Genomic DNA, 21,308 nt, shown 5'->3' with positions numbered 1-21,308 from the left:
CTTATCGACCGTAGCCTTTAAGGTTCGCTTTTTTCAGCACAGAATCATACTGATGAGACATCAGGTGAGTCTGTACTTGTGCCATAAAGTCCATGATTACAACAACGATAATCAAAATTGATGTACCGCCGAAATAGAATGGCGTTTGCCATGCCATAGTCATGAATTCGGGCACCAGACAGATAAAGGTTATATACAAAGCACCTGCCAATGTCAGGCGTGTCATCACTTTATCAATGTATTTAGATGTCTGCTCACCTGGACGAATACCTGGGATAAATGCGCCAGATTTCTTAAGGTTATCTGCAGTTTCACGAGGGTTAAACACCAACGCTGTATAGAAAAAGCAGAAGAAGATAATTGCCGCAGCTAATACAAGTGAGTACAAAGGTTGACCTGGAGTCAACGTTGTAGCAACAGCTTGTAATGCATCAGCGACAGGACCTTCACCTTGGCCGAACCAGCTAGCAATTGTACCAGGGAACAGAATTATACTACTAGCAAAGATTGGTGGAATAACACCCGCCATGTTTACTTTTAGTGGTAAATGCGTGCTTTGAGCAGCAAATACTTGACGACCTTGTTGGCGTTTAGCGTAGTTAACAACAATACGACGTTGTCCACGTTCGAAAAACACTACAAGATAAGTAACAGCGAATACTATAACCGCAACCATAAGTAGTACAAAAACATTCAAATCACCTTGGCGCGCCATTTCGACTGTCGAACCAATAGCAGACGGCAAGTTAGCTACAATACCAACAAATATTAGAACTGAAATACCGTTACCGATACCACGTTCTGTTATTTGTTCACCCAACCACATAAGGAACATAGTACCAGTTACTAAGCTCACCACAGCGGTGAAATAGAAACCCATACCCGGATTAACAACTAACCCGTTCATCATGCCCGGTAAGCTAGTAGCAATACCGATAGATTGAATAGTAGCTAGCACAAGCGTGCCGTAGCGTGTGTACTGGCTAATTTTTTTACGCCCTTGCTCACCTTCTTTCTTAAGCTCTATAAACGGAGGATACATATGCGTTAATAGTTGCGTAATAATCGAAGCCGAGATATACGGCATAATACCCAGCGCTAACACTGAAGCTCGCTCAAGTGCACCACCACTGAACATGTTGAACATTTCAACAATGGTGCCCTTTTGTTGCTCGAAGAAATCGGCAAGTACAGCGGCGTCAATCCCAGGGATCGGCACAAATGAACCTAGACGGTAAATTATGATAGCGCCCAATACGAAGAGTAATCGACGCTTCAATTCCGAAAGCCCACCTTGTGCACTTTGTGTATCTTGACCTGGTTTAGCCATTTGTACTTCCTTAGTCTTCTACCTTGCCTCCGGCAGCTTCAATAGCTTCGCGTGCACCCTTAGAGGCTTTAAGACCTTTAAGTGTAACAGCGCGTGAAACTTCACCAGATTTAACAACTTTAACGAAAAGAACGTTCTTTTTAACTAGACCAGCTGCTTGTAACGCGCTTAGGTCTACCACATCGCCTTCAACTTTAGCGATTTCAAAAAGGTTAACTTCTGCAGATACTAACGATTTGCGTGAAGTGAAACCAAATTTAGGTAGACGACGTTGCATAGGCATTTGACCGCCTTCAAAACCAACGCGTACTTTACCGCCAGAACGTGACTTTTGACCTTTGTGACCACGGCCACCAGTCTTACCAAGACCAGAACCGATACCACGACCAACACGTTTAGGGGCAGTTTTTGAACCTGCAGCAGGTGAAAGTGTATTCAAATGCATGAAATTAACCCTCTACCTTAACCATGTAAGAAACCTTGTTTATCATACCACGTACACATGCTGTGTCTTCTAACTCAACAGTGTGATTGATACGACGTAAACCAAGACCGCGTAATGTAGCTTTATGCTTCGGTAAACGACCGATAGAGCTTTTTACTTGTGTTACTTTTACAGTTTGATTAGCCATGGTTACCCCAGTATTTCTTCTACGCGAAGGCCACGTTTTGCAGCGATAGACTGTGGAGAATTCATATTCTCAAGAGCCGAAATCGTTGCACGTACTACGTTGATTGGGTTAGTAGAACCGTAACATTTAGATAGTACGTTCTGAACACCAGTCACTTCTAGTACTGCACGCATAGCACCACCTGCGATGATACCAGTACCTTCAGAGGCTGGTTTCATGAACACTAGTGAGCCAGCATGACGTCCCTTAACAGGATGCTGTAATGTATTGCCATTTAGGTCTACATTGATCATGTTGCGACGTGCTTTTTCCATTGCTTTTTGAATAGCAGCTGGAACTTCACGTGCTTTACCATAACCAAAACCTACTTTACCTGCGCCGTCACCAACTACAGTTAGTGCAGTAAAGCTAAAGATACGACCACCTTTAACTACTTTAGACACACGGTTTACCGCGATTAGCTTTTCAGCTAGATCAGGCTGTTGTTGCTTTGCTTCTACGTTAGCCATTGTCTACTCCTAGAATTGCAAACCGGCTTCACGCGCAGCATCAGCTAGCGCCTTCACACGGCCGTGATATTTAAAGCCACTGCGATCAAAAGCAATCTTTTCGATGCCTTTGTCAGCCGCACGTTCAGCAACCGCTTTGCCAACTGCTTGCGCAGCTTCAACGTTACCGGTGCCTTTAACTGTTTCGCTAATAGCCTTCTCAACAGTAGAAGCAGCAGCCAGTACATTACCCTCAGCATTAATTACTTGAGCGTAAATGTGACGTGGCGTGCGGTGGATAACAAGACGCGTTGTGCCTTGTTCAATATAATTTCTACGAGTGCGTTTAGCACGACGTAGACGAGCTGTTTTTTTATCCATCGTCTTACCTTACTTCTTCTTAGCCTCTTTACGGCGTACATTCTCATCTGAATAGCGAACACCTTTACCTTTATAAGGCTCAGGTTTACGGTATGCACGAATGTTAGCAGCTGTTTGACCAACTAACTGCTTATCTACGCCCTTAACTAGAACTTCTGTTTGGCTTGGAGTTTCAATCGTAATTCCTTCAGGAACTGCGAAATTAACTGGGTGTGAGAAACCAAGTGTTAAGTCTAAAACTTTACCCTTAGCTGCAGCACGGTAACCAACGCCTACTAACTGAAGTTTCTTCTCGTAACCTTCATGCGTACCAACAACCATGTTGTTGATTAGAGCGCGAGCAGTACCTGCTTGTGCCCATGCATTTGCTACGCCTTCACGAGGTAAAGTTGTAATAACGTTGTCGTTAACTTGTACTTCAACTGCGTCGTTGATAGTACGAGTAAGTTCACCGTTTTTGCCTTTAACTGTGATTTCCTGGCCTTTCAATGTAACTTCTACACCGGCAGGAACATTAATTGGTGCCTTTGCTATGCGAGACATAGTTCCCCTCCGATTAAGCTACAAAGCCAATGATTTCACCACCAACACCAGCACTACGTGCTGCGCGGTCTGTCATTAGGCCTTTAGAAGTTGATACGATAGCGATACCAAGACCACCCATTACCTTCGGTAATTCGTCACGTTTCTTGTAGATACGTAAACCAGGGCGACTTACACGCTGGATATTTTCAATTACAGCTTTGCCTTCGAAGTACTTCAACTCGATAGAAAGCTCAGGTTTAACTTCACCGTTAACTGCGTAGTCTACGATGTAACCTTCGTCTTTTAGTACTTTAGCTAATGCTACTTTCAGCTTTGAAGTTGGCATCGTTACAGATACTTTCTTCGCTGATTGACCGTTACGGATACGTGTGAACAAATCCGCGATAGGATCTTGCAAGCTCATAGTCTTACTCCCATGATTCTATTACCAGCTAGCCTTTTTAAGGCCAGGAATTTCACCGCGCATAGCTGCTTCGCGAACTTTAATACGGCTCATGCCGAATTTGCGAAGGAAACCATGTGGGCGGCCCGTAATGTTACAACGATTACGTTGACGTGCAGGGCTAGAATCACGAGGTAAAGCTTGTAGCTTAAGTACCGCGTCCCAACGATCATCTTCAGATGTATTAACATCACTGATGATAGCTTTTAGTGCAGCACGCTTTTCAGCATACTGAGCAACTAGTTTTGTGCGCTTTGCTTCGCGCGCTTTCATAGAATTCTTTGCCATAACCCTACCCTTATTTCTTAAATGGGAAGTTAAACGCTTCTAACAACGCACGGCCTTCCTCATCAGATTTCGCAGAAGTAGTGATAGTGATATCCATACCGCGTACACGGTCTACTTTATCGTAATCGATTTCTGGGAAGATGATTTGTTCACGTACGCCCATGCTGTAGTTACCACGTCCATCAAAAGACTTAGCACTTACGCCACGGAAGTCACGAATACGTGGGATAGCGATTGATACCAAACGCTCAAAAAAGTCCCACATACGCTCGCCGCGTAGGGTTACTTTACAACCAATTGGGTAGCCTTCACGCACTTTAAAGCCAGCAACAGATTTACGTGCTTTAGTGATTAAAGGTTTCTGACCAGAGATTGCAGTTAAATCAGCTACAGCGTGATCTAAAATTTTCTTGTCAGCTAGGGCTTCGCCCACGCCCATATTTAATGTGATCTTTTCGATCTGAGGGACTTGCATGACAGAGCTGAAACCAAACTTCTCTTGAAGCTCAGCAACTACTTTGTCTTTATATACTTCATGCAGTTTCGCCATCATTCTACTCCAACTATTAGATAGTTTTACCAGTAGATTTAAAGATACGTAATTTCTTACCATCTTCAATCTTGAAACCTACACGATCTGCTTTACTCGTTTCCGAGTTGAAGATCGCAACGTTTGATGCGTCCATAGACGCTTCTTTCTCAACAATGCCGCCAGCTTGGTTCAATTGTGGAACCGGCTTTTGGTGTTTCTTGATCAAGTTTATGCCTTCGACAAAGATTCGACCAGATTCAGTAACAACTGAAAGCACTTTACCGCGCTTACCTTTGTCTTTACCTGCTAGTACGATTACTTCGTCACCACGACGGATTTTTGCTGCCATGATTGGCTCCTTACAGTACTTCTGGGGCTAGTGAAACGATTTTCATGAACTTGTCATTACGAAGTTCGCGAGTCACAGGGCCGAAAATACGTGTACCAATTGGCTGCAAGTTATCATTTAAGATAACAGCCGCGTTGCTGTCGAAACGGATCAGAGAACCATCTGGACGGCGAACACCTTTTCTGGTACGCACAACTACCGCGTTTTTAACATCACCTTTCTTCACTTTACCGCGAGGAATAGCTTCTTTTACAGAAACTTTAATGATGTCGCCAATCGCTGCGTAGCGACGGTGTGAACCACCAAGGACTTTTATACACTGCACTTTGCGAGCGCCGCTGTTATCAGCAACTTCCAGCTGAGTTTGCATTTGGATCATGTTAATGACCTCCGGTGTAGTAATTACAACGTGTCTTAAAATTGTTTAAAATCAAGACATTTCGATTAAATCCCACTCAAAAACAAACGAGTTGTCTCTTAAGGGCGGGCAATTGTACCAGCATTGAGCATGTAGCGATAGGTTATTTTTTAATTAATTTAAGGACTGAGGGGATTTTATTAACGTTGGTAAAGCTATGTGACTATTTTTTCAATGGTTATAAAATAAACAAGACACTTAAAAAGTGCCTTGTTTATTTTACTAGTGGTTATTTAGCCAAATAGTCCCTTTAATTTGTCTTTTACTTTATCTTTGGCTTTCTCTTTCGCTTTTTCTTTTGCGTCATCTAGTTTCTTTTTTGCTTCATCTTTTAAGGCATTACTTACATCAAGTTTAATTCCCACATCGTGAAATGGTCCTTTTATGCGTAACGGTATTTTAAAGCCTGTACTGTCATCGGTAGTGCCTTGACCTTCTATTGAATCTACAATCCCTGTTACCAAACGGTAATCAACTTTAGTGAGGGGTAAATCCACATCTCCTTCACCGGAAATACGAATCAGAGGGCTAATTAGTGAAAGGTCAGTATTGCGTCCAACACCTTTAATAAAATCAAAGCTACCTGTAAGCGCAGAAAAATCTGTTTGTTCTGCCTCTTCAAAGCCAGTATCTAACCCTTCAGAAGCGGCGCCAAAATTACCAGATATAATCTCTTTACCTCTACGAACCATTTCAGCAATGTTCGCCCCTTTTACAGCACCATCTGCAAACTCAAATGCCAACTTACCATTTAGCGCATCGATAAACGATTTTTGACTTTGCCCAGCTGTAGATAAATTCCAATTTAAAGAACCTCTACCGAGTACCTTGTCAAAACCGGTTGCATCAGTTAATAACGGCTGGGCATTTATATCTGTTAAATTAAAGTTTGTAGCTATTTTATAAGGCGCATTTTGAGCATCAATAGTAATTACACCTTTACCAGCGCCTTCATAGGCTGAAAAGCTATCTAAACTTAATTTAGCTACACCTTTATTTAGCGCCACTGTAAACTGGTTCGCACCCAGTTTTATATCATTTGCTATTAATCCACTAGAACGAATTACTACATTAGCATCTTGTGCTTTAAGGACACTTAAATCAATTTGAGTGTCATCCCAAACAATTGGCTCTGCCGGTTTGCTATCGTCTTCAGTCGGCTGTTCTTTTTTAGCAACGGCATCTGGCAAATAGGGATTAAGATCGAGCATCCCCAAATCTACATTTGCATTAATGGCTAAACGATTACCTAAACTAATTTCGCTTTTACCTTTAATTTGAAGTTCATCAAGCGTTGCTGTTAACTCTTCAAGATTGAATTTTTCACCCAGTAAATGCATTTTACCATTTACACTAAATGCATTAAACGCATTATCTTTCGCATTTAGGGCAACCCCCTGCCATTTAGCAATATTTTTTACCGACTCGCCATTGAGTGCTAATTGACCTTTTATGTCTTGCCCTTTTTTTGCGATTGAGCCATTAAATGTCAATTCAACCAAGCGCGAATCTAAATTTTGCGATACATTAAAAGCCTGACCTTCAATCGCTTTGGCAGGAGTATCGAGTTTTACATCTAGTTCAAATCGCTCCTGCATATAGGTAATCCCCCCTTTAACTTCAAGGGTTTTACGTAATGAAGGAAGTAAAATAACCAGCTCTAAATCGCTAATTTGCTGCTTGGCGCCCGTTTGACCATCTAGATATGTAAATGTACCGCCATAAATAGCGACCTCACCCAGCTCAATATCAAAGCTAGCAGGCAGCTTAATTGCCTCACCAGGCTCAGTTTGCTCTGTAGGTTGCTCTGCTACAGCATCAAACAACCGCCAGTTAGCTTTACCATTTTTATCTGTCTCTAATAAAATATCTGGTTCGTTAATAACAAACTTATCAAGCTTAAACTCACCGCCAAATAACGAGAACCAAGGTATATGTACTGCCAGCTGCTGCATACTTGCCATATCAGCTCGCGAACCTGTTTGCATGTTAGCAAAGTGGACATCATTCAACTCTAACTTTAGTGCAGGAAACACACTAAGCGTTTTGTCACCATTAATTGTTAGCGTTCTTCCCGTCGTTTTTTGAACTTCCTCTGATACTTTATTAAAAATAGTATCGGTAGGAATTAAAAAAGGCGCTGCCACAATTAAAGCAATACAGAGTAAGAGTATTACACCAAAAATTTTGAGTAAGGTTTTCATGTTCGTCCTTTAAGCGGTCAAATTATGTTTTTATCATAGCGAGTGTTAAGCCTAAAAGCATTGCTGTAGATAAAAAAAGCTCATAAAAGCAGTTTACTTATTTCATATGAATCGTTCCTGAAACATTTTGATACCTTTAGGTTACAAAAAATAATTGACTCATTGATACCTCAAGGTTACATTGACACCCAGAGGTCACATAATGTTAAATTTTAAAAGGAAATGATATATGTCAAATCATGATATTAAAAATGAAGAAAAGTTTATGGGCCAAAATGCTTGGTTCTCATTATTCATGGGAGTCACTTTATTAATCATCAGTGTTTACCCACTGCTTACTCAAACATCAGCCCCACTGTTGTTTTTTGGCACTGCTGCTTTTTTAGGTTCATTCTGTATGTTTGTGATCAGAGGCGGGTTTACATGGAAAATGAAATACCACCTTACCTACAAAGATGAGTACTTAAACACCATCGACACCATTGCCTATAAACATGTAGTCCTTGGCTTACTTTTTAGCATGGGTGGCGTTTACTTATTCTCAGATGATTTGGCTTTAGAAGTGTCTCACACCATGATGGCCTCGTTTTATCTTGCTGTAATGTGTTTAATATATGGCGTATCAATTCTTTGGCAGAGCCGTGATTAGGAGTCAAAGTGCAAAATAACATAGCAAAATTTCGTAAAGAGGCAGGGCTTTCGCAGCAAGAACTTGCCGATGCTATAAGCGTATCGCGTAAAACAATAAGCACTGTAGAAACAAATCGATTTACGCCATCGGTCATTATAGCCCTTAAAATCGCAGCTCATTTTCACGCATCAGTTGAAAGCCTCTTCATATTAGAAGAGACTGATTAATAACCGAGCTGGTTAGATTAACCCCGATTTTAAACACCATAATAATGCAGCGCGCAGGACAGCGCTGTTGTTATTAGTGTATTTGAGCTAAAATAAACAATGCTAATACATATATATAAATCCGGAGTATCTACAAGGCATGAAAAAACTGCTAATTTCACCGTCAAAAATGACACTAGGCGAGCAAGAAAATCAAATCTATCAGAACATTCTGAAACAATCTTCAGAATTAAGCCTTAACCTTATGGCCGTGAAAGTAGAAAACCATCCTGATGATTTTTTACCTTGGTGTTACGAGCTATTAAACGCAAGCAGAGACCGTATTAACTACGATTTACTTGAGCCGCAACAGCTACCTGTTCTGAAAAAGCTGCATGATCAACTTATTTCAGCTATTAGCTTTTTACAAGTTAAAACGCTTCGTGTAGCCCCTTGGCCTGTGGTAAGTGTATTTATAGAGCAACATAAAGACGTTATTGCACTTGATGAACAACTTCGTTTAGCAAGTTACGTAAAAAGTATTCGTGAGCAATCATTAAAAGACATGATCCCTGAAGACCTTCTTGCTTTTACTGGCAAGCATATGGCTTCACTAGATCCAAGCACTTACGATTTTGATGCTGAGTGGTTTGCATCAACTAAGAGCGCTAAAGTTTTCCACCAACTCATTGGTGATTTACCGGGTGCGTTTGATGAAGCACTGGCTAATATTCCTCTTGAAGGTGATATTACCCATTACGAGTACCAACAGTTTGTAGCTGCTTATAGCAAAATATTTACTGATAGCAGTGAAAAGCCAACACTTGCTCCGGCAACAAGACTACTTGCAATGCGTCGCCCTGATATTTTTACGCCAATTACAAATAGCCGTTTAGACGCGTTATGCTCAGCGCTTGCGGTTACTAAACTCAAAAATAGTGATTTTGAGCGTTACTGGCAAGATATTGTAAAAGGCATTCAAGCTATGTCATGGTACAAAATGGCAAATGCTTCAAATGAACTAGAAGAGCAACTAGTGTCAATTAAAGCGCTTATTCCGTGCTTTTTTTACTACGCGGATAACAAAACACCAGATAGCTCTAACTATATTAAATTACTTAATAAACCAAAGCGTAGCACCACTAAAACGGGTAAAACACAACGCAGAGGTAAAGAGTCTGCTGAAATTTTAGTTGACCGCGCTTTGGCTGCCGATGATATTCCTGAGCATATTCGTAGCAAACGCGACTCAATAATCAGCGAAGTTCAAAAAGGCCGCAGTGTAAACGAAACAATTAGTCTAATGCGCACCATATTTGGCTAAATAATTCTAAACAAGCTGTACTTTCATGGTGCAGCTTGATTATTTTATGCACCAGCGATGTGCGATAAAATATTTTTTCCGCATAATCTAAAGCACCCACCCCAAACGCAAGTCATTGTTAATAAAATATAAAATTTAATTTTAAAACAAAATAAACCAAGCTGGCACACACAGTGCAATTCTATTCTCAGTTAAACAATAAAAACGCATAAATCAAAAGGCTACGGTACTTCATAATAAAAAGCCTTCCTATGCAAAAAATCATATAACGGGAAATGGAACATGTTAAAACTAAAAAAAACAATCGCTTTTAGCGCCGTGGCATTAATGGCTGCAACGTCACTTACATCAACAGCAGTAAATGCTGAAGTATCTGCGAATGTAGCAGCTACCTCAAATTACTTATGGCGTGGACAAGAACAAACTGGCGGCGACGCTGCTATTTCTGGTGGTATTGATTACGCTGACGAATCTGGATTTTATGCTGGTACATGGGTATCTAATGCATCTTGGGCTGACGAAATGACCTACGAGCTAGATTTTTACGCAGGCTTTGGTGGCGATATTAGCGAAGGTGTTAGCTACGATGTAGGTTACATTTATTATGCTTACCCAGACGCGGCATCAAGTGCAGATGCTGATTTCTCAGAAATTTACGGTAGCATCAGTGTCGAAGGCTTTACCTTTGGTGCATCAGTGCTTGCTACATCTGCTGCAAGTAGCGACGGTACAGACTTTGGTGATTCACTTTATTTGACAGCTGATTACGGCTTTGCCGTAGGCAGCAATGGTACAGAAATGGCTTTACACATAGGTCATTATTCTGGCGATTTTATTGGTGACGAAGACATCATTGATTACGGTGTGTCTGTATCAAAAGATGGATTCACATTTGGCGTATCAGACACTGATATGGACGAGTCAGATGTAAAAGTTTACGTTGCTTACGCTGTAGACTTCAGCCTATAAACAAACATGTGTTACTTGCTGCAACTGAAGGGCCATTTGGCCCTTTTTTAGCACCTAGCATCTTTTCTTTGTATTGGGTTATATTTAAATTATTACTCAGCTTTAAAAGGTACCTTAGTGCAGCTCACTTCAACTGTTTTAGGGTACCAAGCCGGGCCTATCTGATTAACTACAACCTCCGCTACTCCATTACTAAATGACTTATACGTGTGCACCGTTTGCCATTGCCCTTGTGGGCAATGCTCACTTAAGTCAACCGCATCAGATCCTTCATACAAAGCTAAAGCAAAATTATGATGCCACTGAGAACTATTGTGCGACTGGTTATTAACTTTTTCAGGTACACCATTATCAAAGTAAATATTTGTGCAACCAGTTAACATAGCAAAAGTAATACTGCCTAAAATTAATTTAAGATTCATAACGCCTCCTGCGTATTTTGCTCTTCACACCATACCTTTATGGTATGTGGTGAATAAATGCCTAGCGTAATTAAACCCAACGCACCATCGCTAAATGTTTGTTGCGACTGCATTTGAGCCGCTTGTGTATCTGTACAAATCTGTTTTACATCCACACGTTCCTCTCCTACTAATCCCCATAAATAAAATGGACGGCTATCTTCGTAGGTCGCTTTACTTGTAATTTTTGCGATAGCGTGTGGCTGTATGGTAACCGCAGAACAGGCGCTTAAGCCTAATACTACAAACCCCATTATTAATGATTTCATGTTTGTCCTTACTTGGTACTCACTTTCAGTAAATAAACCTTACAGTAAACCAGTAAAATAATGAGTAAAAAGCTGTGCGAAAAATGTAGCCAGCCTTACAGATTTCAAACAGTTTTTTACACAAAAAAAGGCCGCAAAATTGCGGCCTTTGAGTAAATGTGCTGTCAGCTATTAAAACTTAGCTAAGTTATTTACGTTATCTTTATCAACCAGTTTTACGTACGGATCGACTCCTGCAAATAAAGGTTTTTCTTTTACCTTTAACTCAATAATATTAGTACCCGTTACTATTTGATGTTTTTGTGAGTAAATCACAAAATCTTCAGCGAGTAGATTTTCAGGATCGTCACTAAACAACACAATATCAATTAACTCATCGAGTGGCTGCTCTGTTTCTTCACCTTGACCATCAGCACGTTGCTTAACAGCTTCAACGTTTAACGTAACACTGTAAAAGCCCTCACTGTCGGCTTCGTCTGAAATCGAAACCTCTTTCATTTCCAGCTCATACAAAGTGATATATTTAAACTGATCGTCAATAAAGTTTTGCTCAGCTTGGGTTGCGTCTTGTTTTAAATAACTTAGTAAATCAAGTGTTGTTGGGTATGGCGTTGACTGATATCTAAACTCATTTAAAAATGCCTTAAGGGCAGCGTTTAGGCGTTTTTCACCTAGGCGATCATAAATCGCCATCATAACAACAGATCCTTTATTGTAATGAAGGTATTGCTGAGCCTGGGTTTTATATAGTGGCATCTCTTCAAACGCTTCTCCAGTACGGCCCATTAAGTACCTATCTAGCTCGTATTTTAAAAACTTACGTAGCTTTTCTGGGCCAAAGCGTTTTTCAAGCACCATAAGCGCACTGTATTGTGAAAGCGTTTCAGACATAACTTCACTCCCCTCTACATTGGCGCCTGATACTTGATGACCCCACCATTGATGCGCTACTTCGTGTGCAGTTACGTAATAAGGCAGGTCAATTTTACTTTCATCCCTTGAGTCTGTAACAAAACCAATGCTTTCTGAATAAGGAACAGTATTAGCAAAACTTTGCGCAAATGAGCGATAGCGAGGAAATTCAATAATACGTAATTGCTTATGCTGATAGGGGCCAAATGCTTGTGTAAAATAATCTATCGAGTCTTGAACCGATTCAATCATGCGGTCAACATTCCACGCATGACTTTTATGGAAATAAACCTCAATATTTACACCATTATGCTCAACCTTTTTACTTTCCAATTCAGCCGACTGCACCGCATAAAAATTTATAATAGGTGCATCCATTTCATAAACAAAGGTTCGGCGCCCATCTTTTACGCTTTCACTTTGTAAATAACCAGGTGTAATCGCAAATTGCGATTCATCGGTCGTTACCCTGGCCCTAAAGTTAATAAACCCAGTAGCTTGACCAAAATCACTTTGTGTATAGTACTGGCTATCTTCAAGTTTATTTGCTCGTTCTAGCTCTGGTAAGTCATGTTTACGGCGCTTAAATTTATCAGCCACCTGTAAACCACGGTTGTACCCAAAGTTAGGAAAAAGCTCCCAATTATTAATAAACGTACCATTAGCCACTAACTGTGTATCGGAGCCACTATCGGTAAAGCCTGTATGCTCGCGAGTGACAGACAGCTGCCCTTCTCTTACCTCGTCTGGCATAAGGGGCTGATCAAATTCAAACCATGCAGAATAAAGCGCTGGTAATTTTTCAACAATTTTACCGCCAGCCATCGTTACATCCCAGCTTTTGGCGTGTTGCGGTGAGGTGATCAATACTCGCGAAATTGGCTCATTAGATGTATTAGTAAACTTAATTTTTGCAACTGCACTTAAAGCACGCTTTTTAGGGTAAATATCAACAGTTAAGTCAACATCGGTCACCATAGGCACTGCTAAATCTTTATATTGTGCAAACTGTTTTTCATAGCTTACTTGCTTGTCTTGAAACGCATCGCTTGTGATAAATTCGTTTAAAACACGCGTATTGTGATAAATGTTATAACCTGCACCAACAAACACCAGTGCACTAACACAAACAATTACTTGCCCCTTTAACGACATATTATAACGAAGCATAGACAGGCGTGTACGCAGCGTTTGTGAAGGTCCTCTATGCCATAACGCAAATCCTACAATAGCCAAAACAAGACTTAACGCGCCCCAATACAATGTGTACCAATGCGCTGCTTGCAAAAAGTGTCCATAGCCGTTTATATCAGAGTACGGTACGCTACTGCTTTTCGAAAAATGATACATATGGTGTTCAAATCCATACGAATCCATTACCATTTGCACTATGTAGTACAAAATAAATAACCCCATTCCTACATATTTATTTGGGCTAATAATTTGTAAAAAGAAGGCAAGCACCGTAAGCATAATTAACGGTAAAAGCGATAAATAAACAATCCTGAATAAATACTGCCCTAACTCTAAATTAAATTGCCCTTTAAATAACTGCACTGTGATTGTTAGTATCATTCCAACAATAAACAAGCCTGAAATAGCTGTTATTAACGCCAGTATTTTTGATACCCAAAAAACACTGTTGTGTACTGGAAAGCTGTCAACAATATCGCCCATACCACTTTGACGTTCTCGCCAAACAAGCTCAGCGCTATAAAAAGCGATAATAACAAACAAAAACAAACCCGAAATACCGCTAATAATATTGACCATATTCGCGGTAATTGGCCAGTTAGTTGTACCGTAAGCGCCAATGGGAGCAAACAGCGGGATCATAAGCGTTACAATACTTACACCCGCTAAAATCATAAATGGCGCGCTAAATATTACTTGTTTAAGTTCAAATATACTGCGCATTATTAACTGCGATTGCGTACTCGCTCCTGCAGACTTGTAATTTTTAGCATTATTAATCAGTGCAGCTTGTTTATTTTGCACAAATGCAGAGACTTTAAATTGCTTTTTCTGTTTTTTAGCTACTATGCGGTTACTTAATTTTCCAAGGCTAAAAAACATAGCTAAGCCCAGTACAACCCACAATATACGGTTAACTAAAAGGTCACCTGTGAGGGTTAGCACTTCTGTGTTTTTATCACTCACAGTCCAGTAACGCGTCAAATCAATTAAAGACCCCAAGCCAAATGGGTCGGCGTAAACAACTATATTTCTAAATGCTAAATCATCAAAATAAGCACTGGCTATTTGATAGGCGATAAAAATAACAACGGCTGCGACATACACCGACATCATGGTTTTAAAATAGACAGCCACACTGTTAAAAATAGCCGAAAGCACCAGCAAACTGGGTACTGCAATATAAAAATAAGGTGCAGCGTAATACACAAACTTATTTGGACCCACTAGCTCACTATCGAGCCATCCAACAGATAAGCCAAACTGCGACCCTAAAAGTACTCCTAACGGCACGGTTAAAAATACAACCAGCACCACTAAGTAAGCACCAAAAAAGCGCCCAGTTTGATAAGGGACAGGATTAACAGGCTTACTAAAAACCAGTTCATCCATTTTAGTTTCACTATTTCTAATAGCGGAGCTGGCAACAAAGTTAACTACCAAAAACATCGCAAATACACAAAATGTAATGGTCAACATCATAATTGAAAAAGGCGAATTCATATGTACATTAGCGCCGCCTAGCGGAAATTTGCTAGAAGAGCTGATAAAAAACGCCATAAAAAAGAACATTAATGAAATGATATAAAACGAAGGCTGGCGCACAAAATAGCGCAGCTCAAACGCGAGCATATTAAAAAACATAACGCCTCCTTATGCTACTTGGCTATTACGATGATTGAGCAAAGTAGAAAAGTACACGTCTTCTAGGTTTGCATGGCTTGATTGAAAACCTTCAGGGGCTTGTTCCGCTAATACATGCAATATGGTTTGCCCAGCAAATAAGCGTTTAGAAATAACAGGTAGCTGTGGCTCAAGCTCTTGCGCTTCTTCTTGGCTCATGGCTTTGCGCCAAATTTGGCCTTGCAGCTTGTCGGTGAGGGCAATCGGGTTACCCTCTAATAAAATTTTACCACCAGCCAGTACCGCCATATTAGGGCATAGTTCAGCCACATCTTCTACTATGTGGGTTGATAATATAACGACTTTTTGCTCGCCTAAGCTTACTAACAAGTTATGAAAGCGATTTCGCTCTTCAGGGTCTAGCCCTGCGGTTGGCTCATCAACGATTAGTAAATCAGGGTCGCCCAATAACGCTTGAGCAATACCAAAACGCTGGCGCATCCCGCCCGAAAAGCCACTTACCGCTTTTGAGCGATGTTGATATAAATTAGTATGTGCTAGTAGGCCTTCAACCGACTCTTTACGCTCCCCTTTATTATGAATCCCCTTTAAAACAGCCATATGGTCTAGCAAGTCGTAAGCACTAACACGCGGATAAACACCAAAATCTTGCGGAAGGTAACCTAAACGTTGGCGCAGTGCTTGTGGGTCTTTAAATACATCAATACCATCAAAGGTAATTGCCCCCGCGTCGGCAGATTGTAACGTTGCAATAGTGCGCATTAGCGATGACTTCCCGGCACCATTTGGCCCAAGTAGCCCAAACATGCCTTTACCTATTGATAAATCAACACCTTGCAGAGCGTGCACGCCGTTGTCGTAGGTTTTTGATAACCCTGTTATTGATAGCATTTTTTACTTCCTTGAATTGTAAGTATTATTTTTATACTGTTTTATACCACATTAAAAACGGGAACATAAGTTACGCTGTGGCCAACTTTGTAACAATAAATAAACAGCAACACACTCTAATAACACTTGCTAAGAAGTGAGCCTCTGGGTATAAAAACCACACACCATTGATAAGAAGCGAAAAGCCATGCAAGAACATAAAAACCAGCCATTGACCGATTTTATAGAATACTCACACGATGAAATGTTAGCCCGTGCAAATGAATTTTTACAAACAAGCCAGCGCCGCCATAGCATTCGCAGTTTTAGTGACCGCCCAGTGCCAAAAGAGATTATCGAAACCTGTATAAAAGCAGCGGGTACAGCACCTAGTGGTGCAAACCACCAGCCTTGGCATTTTGTGGCTATTAACAGTAGCGATGTAAAAAAACAAATACGCGACGCGGCTGAAAAGCTAGAGCGCTCTTTTTACGAAGGGCGAGCAGGCGAGGAGTGGCTGGATGCATTAAAACCATTAGGGACTGACGCGAACAAACCCTATTTAGAGCATGCACCTTGGCTTATTGCTGTGTTTAGTCAAAAAAAGGGCGGCGTGAGTACTGACGATAAAAATACAAATTACTATGTGCATGAGTCTGTTGGGCTAGCAACCGGGTTTTTAATACAAGCTCTGCACAGAGCAGGCCTTGCAACGCTTACTCACACCCCAAAACCTATGAGCTTTTTAACAGACATTTGTGGCCGCGATAAAGATAACGAGCGCCCTTATATGCTATTAATTGCAGGCTATCCGGATGAGCATGCAACAGTACCAATGCATGCACTAGATAAAAAATCGATTGATGAAATAGCCAGTTTTATTTAATCCCGTGCAAGGGGGAATAATCAATAGCAAGAATATCTCCCTCTTTAAGGCCAGCAATTACATGTTGCTTGTTATTAACCATTGTACCTAACCTTACGAAACGTTTAACTGGCGTTTCGTTTTCTAGTACATACACCATGTTTAATTGCCCAAACTCATGTACCCAGCTTGGCTCAATTAAAATACCTTGAGCGCTTTTTGTAGGCAACTGCAACTGTGCGTAAAGACCAGGAATTAACCCTAATTGTGTATTCGTGTCTAGGCGAATAAGCAAGCTACGCGCGCTACTGTCGGCAACAGGGACTATCTCGCTTACTACGGCAGGTGTTGTTATTGACAAAGATGGAAGAACCACATTTAAGCTATCTCCGAGTTTTAATTTTACAGCTTGTTGTTCACGCACATTAAATTCGAGCTGTAATTGCAATGGGTTATACACTGTAATAAGTGGCTTTCCCGGTGTTGCGGTGTCGCCAGGCTCTGTTAAACGCTCAACCACAACCCCCGAAATAGGCGCTATAATTTGAGTATAATTTAGCGCCACTTTTGCTTGTGCTTGCTGCTGCTGAGCGGCGGCTAAATTAGCAGTGAAATTATCAAATTTAGCTTTAGCATTATCTAATTCACTAACAGGCACCAACCCCTTCGCATTTAAATCACTCACTCTAACTAATTGCTTTTGAGCTTGCGTCAACGATGCTTTCACCGCGTTAATATTCGCGTCGCTTTGTGCTAACGCCGCTTTAAAATCATCTTGCTTGAGGGTAATAAGTAAATCGCCTTTAGTGACCTTATCGCCCGCTCGTACTTTTAGCTGCTCCACCTGCGCCATCACATTTGATGAAATTTGCGTATTTTGTTTAGCAATTACACTACCCGGTACCTGCTCAATACCGGTGATGCTTTGCAGCGCAATGGTGACGCGCTGCCCCTGATAATTACTTTGTTGTGATTCTTTTAAACCAGCCGTTTGTTGGTCAGAAAAGCTGCCTGCCATGTAAAGCACAGCCATAATAATTACCAATAAAGCGATTAAAGCGCCGATTAGTTTTGATTTACCCTGCATGCGCTTCACCCTCTGAACTTGCAAACACTAAATAATAAACAAGTGGCACTACAAATAACGAAAATACAGTAGACGCCACAATACCAAAAATTATCGCAATCGCGAGCCCGCTGAATACCGGGTCAAGTGTGATTACTAAGTTACCCAATAAGGTCGTGCCTGCGGTTAGTAATACAGGGCGCATGCGCACTGTTCCAGCAGCAACCAGCGCATCTTTTATAGCCATACCTTGGCCTCGGGCTTGATTAATAAATTCAACTAAAATAAGCGAATTACGAACCACAATACCAGCAAGGGCAATCATCCCAATCATTGCTGTGGCGGTAAATAATACCGGCTCAGGAGCGCCAGCTATAGCACGTTCACCAAACTGATTTAATAACCAAAAACCTGGCATAATACCTATCACCGTGAGCGGAATAGCCGACATAATGATTAGCGACAAGCTCGCAGATTGTGTTTGAACACGTAAAATAATAAATATGGCACTAAGTGCAAAGGCAAATGCAATTCCCATATCCCTAAACACATCTATGGTAATACGCCACTCACCCTCACCACTAAAGTTGGCATGAGTGCCTTTAGGTAATTGCCATGGTGCAGTACCGCCATTGTTAAAAAAGTGGCGGTTTATCCACGGTGTTTTTTCAAAATAGGTAGGCTCGGCGTTAAAATCAGCATTTACGTCTGCAATAACCTCTGCTGGCGTTCGCCCGTTTAGCTCAGCCATAACATAAATTACATCGCGTTGATCTTTACGAACCCGGATGTCAGCAACCTGATGTTGTGTAAATTCACCGAGTTCTGAAAGCGATACTAACGGCCTTGGCGCACTGCTTAAACCAAACTCGTTACTGGTTTTAGCTAAATCTCTGTCGCCCCTTACCTGAAGTGCAAGTAATTGCGAAAGCTGATTTCGCTCGCTGTACGGTAGCTGTAATTTAATATCAACGGGCTCTGTTTCATTGCTCACATAAAGTACACCTACGTTTTCACCTTGAGAGGCAATACTGAGTGTTTGTGCAATATTTTGAGTTGAAACCGCACTAAGTGCGGCCTTGGTTTTATTGGTAACAAAGCGCTGTAATGGCGAGGGTGCCACCATTGAGGTATCGACTTCAACTACATGAGGCTCTTGTTGTAAACGCGCAGCTAACTGCAAGGCAGCTTGAGAATGTGTTTGCTCATCAACAAAAGCATCTCGGTAAACCTCAGCAACTAAGGTACTCAGTACCGGCGGCCCTGGAGGTACTTCAACCACTTTTATTACAATGCCATCGGTTGCTAGCATCGCGAGCTGTTCGCGAAGGCGCATAACCACTCCATGAGATTGATGATCGCGCTCAGACTTATCCACTAACAATACTCTCAGCTCGGCGAGATTCGCTGCCTCACGGCGATAATAGCCGCGCACCATACCGTTAAAGTCCATACTTGAAGGTTGACCAACATAGGCCGCTATTTCACTTACTTCGTTTAATTGCCATGTGAGTGTTTGGATTTGTTTAGTAAATGCAACTGTGTGCTCCAGATTAGTCCCCTCTGGCATATCTATCAGCACTTGCAGCTCATTTTTATTATCAAAAGGGAGTAGCTTTAAAGGCACCAAACGCATCACGGGTAACATGGCGCTAATAATAAATAATGCTAGGGTTAGCCACAAAACAAGTTTAGCTCGCCCCTTAGAAGCCAATAATGGGCTTAATATTCTTTGATATGCACCAATTTTAGGAGCAAGCTCGGAGGGTTGTTCGTTATCAGGCTTGAGTAACTTCATCGCAAGCCAAGGGGTTACAAAAAATGCAACAATGGTAGAAACCATCACGCTAACCGGCACATTAAATGCCATAGGTGCCATGTACGGCCCCATCATTCCGGTGATAAACGCCAGTGGAATAAACGCCACCATTATAGTGAGTGTCGACATAAGTAAGGCATTTCGAATTTCGCTCATTGCACCAACAATCTGCTGTTTTTTATCGCCTTTTTTATTCAAAAAGCGGCTAATATTATCAATACCTGTGATTGGGTCATCTACCAGTAAACCCAAAGATAAAATAAGCGCAAATAAGGTCACCCGGTTAATGGTGTAACCAAATGCAAAATCTAATGAGAGTGTAATGCCATAACAAATAGGAACCGCCAACCCAACCACAACCGCCGGACGCCAACCTAAAAACACCCCCACAAATATCACCACAGTAAAGACCGCAAAGACTAAACTTGAAGTGAGGTTATTTACTTTTTCATCGGCAGTTTGGCCATAATCTCTTAATACCGCATAGCTCACTTCAGGGGGTAATAGCGTGCGTGTTAGCTGCGCCATCATTTGATGAACATCGTTGGCAACTGCAACAGCGTTCGTGCCGGTTTGTTTTGCAACGCTTAGTGTTACCATTGGCAAATGCTGCTGGTTTGCCGATTGAGCAAGCCATTGGTAATACTTAGCTTCACTTGGGCCATCAATAACGTTTGCAACATCAAGCAAGTAAACACTTTTGCCATTAACAACATTCACTACCAGCTGTTCTACAGCAGATTGACTTCGTAGAACATCACCTGCTTGCAATTCAATTTGCTGCTGATTATCAACCACACTGCCTACTTGCGTTAGTTGATTAGACACGCTTAATGCATAAAAAACGTCATTTACGGTTGTTTGGTGGGCAGCCAATGCGCTGGCATTTAAATTAATGGTGAGGGTTCGTTTACGACCAGCAATGACTTTTACTTCACTGGTGTGTTCAATACGTTGTAAACTGTTGGCTATTTCGTTAGCAAAGCGGGTTAACTCGTAATCACCATAAAGTTGTGGGTCTTTACTGTATAGCCCCAGCATAACAATAGGTACATCATCCACTTCAACGGGCCGTATTTGCCAACTTTTGATAACAGAAGCCATAGTATGTTGATAACTGTTAAGTTTTGCATAGGTATCTAAAATAGCTTGTTCGCGGTCATGGCCAACCTCAAAGCGAAGTGTAACCACTGCGGCATTCGTTTGTGTAGTGGAATAAATATGTTCCACACCGCCAAGTTGGGCAAGTAGCTTTTCAAGTGGCTGGGTAACCAATCTGGCCACCTCTGGAGCTTCTACGTTGGGCGCCGATACGTATATATCGAGCATAGGCACCACTATTTGTGGTTCTTCTTCTCGCGCTGTTTGTTGTAAAGCAAATAAGCCAAACAAAATCGACAACACAAAAATAATAACCGGAATACGGCCACTTAAGCTGCTTTTTACTGCGTTATCAATCATGCTCATA

At 41.3% G+C, this 21,308-nt stretch carries 23 protein-coding genes; 5 read left to right on the top strand and 18 right to left on the bottom strand.

Annotation, left to right across the window (positions count from 1 at the left end; all coding sequences use genetic code 11):
- Position 1 precedes the first annotated feature (1 nt).
- From secY to PS1M3_RS01085, 12 genes are all read right to left on the bottom strand, one after another.
- A complete protein-coding gene (gene secY / locus PS1M3_RS01140; RefSeq protein WP_006794251.1) occupies positions 2–1,330 on the bottom strand; it encodes a preprotein translocase subunit SecY in 1,329 nt (442 codons plus the stop codon).
- A 10-nt stretch (positions 1,331–1,340) separates the two neighbouring features.
- Positions 1,341–1,775, bottom strand: coding sequence for a 50S ribosomal protein L15 (rplO, locus tag PS1M3_RS01135; protein ID WP_006794250.1), 435 nt, complete (start codon positions 1,773–1,775; stop codon positions 1,341–1,343).
- Between the two features lie 4 nt (positions 1,776–1,779).
- Positions 1,780–1,962, bottom strand: a complete 183-nt coding sequence (gene rpmD, locus PS1M3_RS01130; protein WP_002959482.1) for a 50S ribosomal protein L30 — start codon at positions 1,960–1,962, stop codon at positions 1,780–1,782.
- Positions 1,963–1,964: 2 nt separating this feature from the next.
- Positions 1,965–2,471 (bottom strand): 30S ribosomal protein S5, encoded by a 507-nt coding sequence (gene rpsE / locus PS1M3_RS01125; RefSeq protein WP_006794249.1) that lies wholly within the window; start codon positions 2,469–2,471, stop codon positions 1,965–1,967.
- Between the two features lie 9 nt (positions 2,472–2,480).
- On the bottom strand, positions 2,481–2,831 hold the full coding sequence (gene rplR, locus PS1M3_RS01120) for a 50S ribosomal protein L18 (protein WP_006794248.1): 351 nt from the start codon (positions 2,829–2,831) through the stop codon (positions 2,481–2,483).
- Positions 2,832–2,840: 9 nt separating this feature from the next.
- A complete protein-coding gene (rplF, locus tag PS1M3_RS01115; protein WP_006794247.1) occupies positions 2,841–3,374 on the bottom strand; it encodes a 50S ribosomal protein L6 in 534 nt (177 codons plus the stop codon).
- 13 nt (positions 3,375–3,387) lie between these two features.
- Positions 3,388–3,780 (bottom strand): 30S ribosomal protein S8, encoded by a 393-nt coding sequence (gene rpsH / locus PS1M3_RS01110; RefSeq protein WP_006794246.1) that lies wholly within the window; start codon positions 3,778–3,780, stop codon positions 3,388–3,390.
- A gap of 21 nt (positions 3,781–3,801) precedes the next feature.
- On the bottom strand, positions 3,802–4,107 hold the full coding sequence (gene rpsN, locus PS1M3_RS01105) for a 30S ribosomal protein S14 (protein WP_006794245.1): 306 nt from the start codon (positions 4,105–4,107) through the stop codon (positions 3,802–3,804).
- 10 nt (positions 4,108–4,117) lie between these two features.
- Positions 4,118–4,657 carry a 50S ribosomal protein L5 gene (rplE, locus tag PS1M3_RS01100; protein WP_006794244.1) on the bottom strand — a complete coding sequence of 180 codons (540 nt, stop codon included), beginning with the start codon at positions 4,655–4,657 and terminating at the stop codon, positions 4,118–4,120.
- A 16-nt stretch (positions 4,658–4,673) separates the two neighbouring features.
- Positions 4,674–4,988, bottom strand: a complete 315-nt coding sequence (gene rplX, locus PS1M3_RS01095; RefSeq protein WP_006794243.1) for a 50S ribosomal protein L24 — start codon at positions 4,986–4,988, stop codon at positions 4,674–4,676.
- A gap of 10 nt (positions 4,989–4,998) precedes the next feature.
- The gene (gene rplN / locus PS1M3_RS01090; protein ID WP_002959498.1) at positions 4,999–5,367 is read right to left on the bottom strand and encodes a 50S ribosomal protein L14; all 369 of its coding nucleotides are present in this window, start codon (positions 5,365–5,367) and stop codon (positions 4,999–5,001) included.
- 272 nt (positions 5,368–5,639) lie between these two features.
- On the bottom strand, positions 5,640–7,610 hold the full coding sequence (locus tag PS1M3_RS01085; protein ID WP_008127825.1) for an AsmA family protein: 1,971 nt from the start codon (positions 7,608–7,610) through the stop codon (positions 5,640–5,642).
- A gap of 229 nt (positions 7,611–7,839) precedes the next feature.
- Between PS1M3_RS01085 and PS1M3_RS01080 the strand changes: the two genes are divergently transcribed.
- From PS1M3_RS01080 to PS1M3_RS01065, 4 genes are all read left to right on the top strand, one after another.
- Positions 7,840–8,259, top strand: coding sequence for a hypothetical protein (locus PS1M3_RS01080; RefSeq protein ID WP_008127824.1), 420 nt, complete (start codon positions 7,840–7,842; stop codon positions 8,257–8,259).
- Positions 8,260–8,267: 8 nt separating this feature from the next.
- Positions 8,268–8,468, top strand: coding sequence for a helix-turn-helix transcriptional regulator (locus PS1M3_RS01075; protein ID WP_008127823.1), 201 nt, complete (start codon positions 8,268–8,270; stop codon positions 8,466–8,468).
- A 139-nt stretch (positions 8,469–8,607) separates the two neighbouring features.
- Positions 8,608–9,771 (top strand): hypothetical protein, encoded by a 1,164-nt coding sequence (locus PS1M3_RS01070; protein ID WP_033025140.1) that lies wholly within the window; start codon positions 8,608–8,610, stop codon positions 9,769–9,771.
- Positions 9,772–10,053: 282 nt separating this feature from the next.
- Positions 10,054–10,740 (top strand): TorF family putative porin, encoded by a 687-nt coding sequence (locus PS1M3_RS01065; RefSeq protein ID WP_008127821.1) that lies wholly within the window; start codon positions 10,054–10,056, stop codon positions 10,738–10,740.
- Positions 10,741–10,832: 92 nt separating this feature from the next.
- Here the strand turns inward: PS1M3_RS01065 and PS1M3_RS01060 are convergent, their stop codons facing one another.
- From PS1M3_RS01060 to PS1M3_RS01045, 4 genes are all read right to left on the bottom strand, one after another.
- Positions 10,833–11,162: a Bor/Iss family lipoprotein gene (locus PS1M3_RS01060; protein ID WP_008127820.1), complete on the bottom strand. Its 330-nt coding sequence runs from the start codon at positions 11,160–11,162 to the stop codon at positions 10,833–10,835.
- Positions 11,159–11,470 carry a Bor family protein gene (locus PS1M3_RS01055; protein ID WP_010557717.1) on the bottom strand — a complete coding sequence of 104 codons (312 nt, stop codon included), beginning with the start codon at positions 11,468–11,470 and terminating at the stop codon, positions 11,159–11,161. Before PS1M3_RS01055 ends, PS1M3_RS01060 begins: the two co-directional genes overlap by 4 nt.
- A gap of 171 nt (positions 11,471–11,641) precedes the next feature.
- Positions 11,642–15,220, bottom strand: coding sequence for a M1 family aminopeptidase (locus PS1M3_RS01050; protein ID WP_203985797.1), 3,579 nt, complete (start codon positions 15,218–15,220; stop codon positions 11,642–11,644).
- Positions 15,221–15,229: 9 nt separating this feature from the next.
- On the bottom strand, positions 15,230–16,111 hold the full coding sequence (locus PS1M3_RS01045; protein ID WP_008130025.1) for an ABC transporter ATP-binding protein: 882 nt from the start codon (positions 16,109–16,111) through the stop codon (positions 15,230–15,232).
- 187 nt (positions 16,112–16,298) lie between these two features.
- On the opposite strand from PS1M3_RS01045, the gene PS1M3_RS01040 reads away from it, so the two are divergent.
- The gene (locus tag PS1M3_RS01040) at positions 16,299–16,976 is read left to right on the top strand and encodes a nitroreductase family protein (RefSeq protein ID WP_008130030.1); all 678 of its coding nucleotides are present in this window, start codon (positions 16,299–16,301) and stop codon (positions 16,974–16,976) included.
- On the opposite strand, the gene PS1M3_RS01035 is transcribed toward PS1M3_RS01040, so the two are convergent.
- Together PS1M3_RS01035 and PS1M3_RS01030 are read right to left on the bottom strand one after the other, a co-directional pair.
- Positions 16,969–18,042: an efflux RND transporter periplasmic adaptor subunit gene (locus tag PS1M3_RS01035; protein WP_203985794.1), complete on the bottom strand. Its 1,074-nt coding sequence runs from the start codon at positions 18,040–18,042 to the stop codon at positions 16,969–16,971. The two genes, PS1M3_RS01040 and PS1M3_RS01035, sit on opposite strands and share 8 nt — an antisense overlap.
- Positions 18,032–21,307, bottom strand: a complete 3,276-nt coding sequence (locus PS1M3_RS01030; RefSeq protein WP_203985791.1) for an efflux RND transporter permease subunit — start codon at positions 21,305–21,307, stop codon at positions 18,032–18,034. Before PS1M3_RS01030 ends, PS1M3_RS01035 begins: the two co-directional genes overlap by 11 nt.
- Position 21,308 lies beyond the last annotated feature (1 nt).

The organism is Pseudoalteromonas sp. PS1M3, from assembly GCF_016865405.1.
GTDB lineage: Bacteria > Pseudomonadota > Gammaproteobacteria > Enterobacterales > Alteromonadaceae > Pseudoalteromonas > Pseudoalteromonas marina.
The sequence above is the reverse complement of the archived record's forward strand: the minus strand, read 5'-3'. Positions and strand labels throughout refer to the sequence as shown.

What these genes read in the sequence shown, in the direction of transcription:
- secY (WP_006794251.1), bottom strand. Translation starts at nt 1,330, where the DNA reads ATGGCTAAACCAGGTCAAGATACACAAAGTGCACAAGGTGGGCTTTCG.
- rplO (WP_006794250.1), bottom strand. Translation starts at nt 1,775, where the DNA reads ATGCATTTGAATACACTTTCACCTGCTGCAGGTTCAAAAACTGCCCCT.
- rpmD (WP_002959482.1), bottom strand. Translation starts at nt 1,962, where the DNA reads ATGGCTAATCAAACTGTAAAAGTAACACAAGTAAAAAGCTCTATCGGT.
- rpsE (WP_006794249.1), bottom strand. Translation starts at nt 2,471, where the DNA reads ATGGCTAACGTAGAAGCAAAGCAACAACAGCCTGATCTAGCTGAAAAG.
- rplR (WP_006794248.1), bottom strand. Translation starts at nt 2,831, where the DNA reads ATGGATAAAAAAACAGCTCGTCTACGTCGTGCTAAACGCACTCGTAGA.
- rplF (WP_006794247.1), bottom strand. Translation starts at nt 3,374, where the DNA reads ATGTCTCGCATAGCAAAGGCACCAATTAATGTTCCTGCCGGTGTAGAA.
- rpsH (WP_006794246.1), bottom strand. Translation starts at nt 3,780, where the DNA reads ATGAGCTTGCAAGATCCTATCGCGGATTTGTTCACACGTATCCGTAAC.
- rpsN (WP_006794245.1), bottom strand. Translation starts at nt 4,107, where the DNA reads ATGGCAAAGAATTCTATGAAAGCGCGCGAAGCAAAGCGCACAAAACTA.
- rplE (WP_006794244.1), bottom strand. Translation starts at nt 4,657, where the DNA reads ATGGCGAAACTGCATGAAGTATATAAAGACAAAGTAGTTGCTGAGCTT.
- rplX (WP_006794243.1), bottom strand. Translation starts at nt 4,988, where the DNA reads ATGGCAGCAAAAATCCGTCGTGGTGACGAAGTAATCGTACTAGCAGGT.
- rplN (WP_002959498.1), bottom strand. Translation starts at nt 5,367, where the DNA reads ATGATCCAAATGCAAACTCAGCTGGAAGTTGCTGATAACAGCGGCGCT.
- PS1M3_RS01085 (WP_008127825.1), bottom strand. Translation starts at nt 7,610, where the DNA reads ATGAAAACCTTACTCAAAATTTTTGGTGTAATACTCTTACTCTGTATT.
- PS1M3_RS01080 (WP_008127824.1), top strand. Translation starts at nt 7,840, where the DNA reads ATGTCAAATCATGATATTAAAAATGAAGAAAAGTTTATGGGCCAAAAT.
- PS1M3_RS01070 (WP_033025140.1), top strand. Translation starts at nt 8,608, where the DNA reads ATGAAAAAACTGCTAATTTCACCGTCAAAAATGACACTAGGCGAGCAA.
- PS1M3_RS01065 (WP_008127821.1), top strand. Translation starts at nt 10,054, where the DNA reads ATGTTAAAACTAAAAAAAACAATCGCTTTTAGCGCCGTGGCATTAATG.
- PS1M3_RS01060 (WP_008127820.1), bottom strand. Translation starts at nt 11,162, where the DNA reads ATGAATCTTAAATTAATTTTAGGCAGTATTACTTTTGCTATGTTAACT.
- PS1M3_RS01055 (WP_010557717.1), bottom strand. Translation starts at nt 11,470, where the DNA reads ATGAAATCATTAATAATGGGGTTTGTAGTATTAGGCTTAAGCGCCTGT.
- PS1M3_RS01050 (WP_203985797.1), bottom strand. Translation starts at nt 15,220, where the DNA reads ATGTTTTTTAATATGCTCGCGTTTGAGCTGCGCTATTTTGTGCGCCAG.
- PS1M3_RS01045 (WP_008130025.1), bottom strand. Translation starts at nt 16,111, where the DNA reads ATGCTATCAATAACAGGGTTATCAAAAACCTACGACAACGGCGTGCAC.
- PS1M3_RS01040 (WP_008130030.1), top strand. Translation starts at nt 16,299, where the DNA reads ATGCAAGAACATAAAAACCAGCCATTGACCGATTTTATAGAATACTCA.
- PS1M3_RS01035 (WP_203985794.1), bottom strand. Translation starts at nt 18,042, where the DNA reads ATGCAGGGTAAATCAAAACTAATCGGCGCTTTAATCGCTTTATTGGTA.
- PS1M3_RS01030 (WP_203985791.1), bottom strand. Translation starts at nt 21,307, where the DNA reads ATGAGCATGATTGATAACGCAGTAAAAAGCAGCTTAAGTGGCCGTATT.